The organism is Dietzia sp. SLG310A2-38A2 (genome assembly GCF_014145095.1).
In the GTDB taxonomy this organism is placed as follows: domain Bacteria; phylum Actinomycetota; class Actinomycetes; order Mycobacteriales; family Mycobacteriaceae; genus Dietzia.
Genome location: NZ_JAALDX010000514.1, coordinates 1 through 1,292 on the forward strand (window position 1 = coordinate 1; position 1,292 = coordinate 1,292).

Genomic DNA, 1,292 nt, shown 5'->3' on the forward strand with positions numbered 1-1,292 from the left:
ACCGGTCGGGGGGCGGACGGGGGGCGGACGGCCTCCCGACCACCCAGGCGGACGGCTTCCCGACCGCACCGTCGGCCGGTCACCCGACCCCGTTCCCGGCCAGGAGCCGCCTCAGCTCGGCGGTGCCGGTGACGACGTTGAACTCCTTATATCCACCGCGGGTGGCGTGCGAGTTCACGCCGACCACCCGACCCCGCTCGTCCACGATGGGCCCCCCGGCCATACCGGGGCCGAGGTCCGCATCGATCTCGTACCCGGCCGCGCCCCTCGGCGAGGCCCGCCGGGTGGAGACGGTGCCGGACTTGAACGACGGCGGCTGGATGGCCCTCTCCTCCGAGACGCCGCCCCCGGCGCCGGGGAACCCGATCGCGGTGACCCTGTCCCCCGGTCGCGGATCGTCCCGTGCAATCGCCAACGCGGGTGGCCGCGGACCGGCACCCGGTCCGTCGATCCTCAAGAGCGCCAGATCGCCCTGCTCGGCCGGCATCACGTCGACGATCCGGGCCCTGACCCAGTCGGTGATGATGGCGCCGTCGACGCCCGGCTGGCCGGCCATCACCCGAATCTCGACCTCGGCAACCAGGGCGGCCTCGTCGGCGACGTCGTGGTCGCTCAGATAAGAGGCGACCACGGCGCCACGGCCCTCGTCCCGGCCGACGCAGTGCCCGGCGGTAACGATCTCCCCGCCCTCGCCCGCCATCCATCCGGTGCACGTCCGGACCGCTGTCACCTCGGCGGACCGGGCGCCGTCGCCCTCCCCGTCACCCGGTTCCAGGACGTACCCGGAAACCGTGGTCACGAGGAACACCACGGAGTTGTCCAGATCCTGGAGGTTCATCGACGACGGCTCCCCAGCGGGCGAGGTGGATTCGATGACCCCGGGGACGTTCTGTAGGGCTGCGGGGATCTCGCCTCCGCCCTGAACACATGCCGTCGCGGCAGCGAGGAGAGCTGCGGCGAGAGGCAGTGCCGACGTCCGTCGTGGGCCCATGGCGGCTTCCTTAGCCATATGAATGGATCTTCACATTGGGATGCTGTGGACGTTACTCCGCTCGCCGACCTCCCACCAGATGCACTCGCTACTCGCAGGCGACCCCGTCGTTATCCCGGTCCAGCTTGGGTGCGTAACCAGGGTCACCGCGCATCAGCGGGGCCGCGCCCGCCGCGCGCGCGGCGTCGCAATTGGCGTAGTAGGTCGACTGCTGGGCGGGCGCCGGAGGGGGTACGTAAACGGGCGCAGGTGGCGGCGGGGCGATGGGCGACGGCTCGGGCGGAGGCGGAGGCGGAGGCGG

General features: G+C 72.0%; 2 protein-coding genes. Both read right to left on the reverse strand.

Features of this window, described 5'->3' with window-relative positions; all coding sequences use genetic code 11:
* Nucleotides 1-79: 79 nt before the first annotated feature.
* Nucleotides 80-991 carry a serine protease gene (locus G6027_RS16370; RefSeq protein ID WP_182638076.1) on the reverse strand — a complete coding sequence of 304 codons (912 nt, stop codon included), beginning with the start codon at nucleotides 989-991 and terminating at the stop codon, nucleotides 80-82.
* An 88-nt stretch (nucleotides 992-1,079) separates the two neighbouring features.
* Entirely contained in the window at nucleotides 1,080-1,256 is a 177-nt protein-coding gene (locus G6027_RS16375) for an excalibur calcium-binding domain-containing protein (RefSeq protein WP_346995778.1), read from the reverse strand.
* Nucleotides 1,257-1,292: the final 36 nt, after the last annotated feature.

What these genes read in the sequence shown, in the direction of transcription:
- G6027_RS16370 (WP_182638076.1), bottom strand. Translation starts at nt 991, where the DNA reads ATGGGCCCACGACGGACGTCGGCACTGCCTCTCGCCGCAGCTCTCCTC.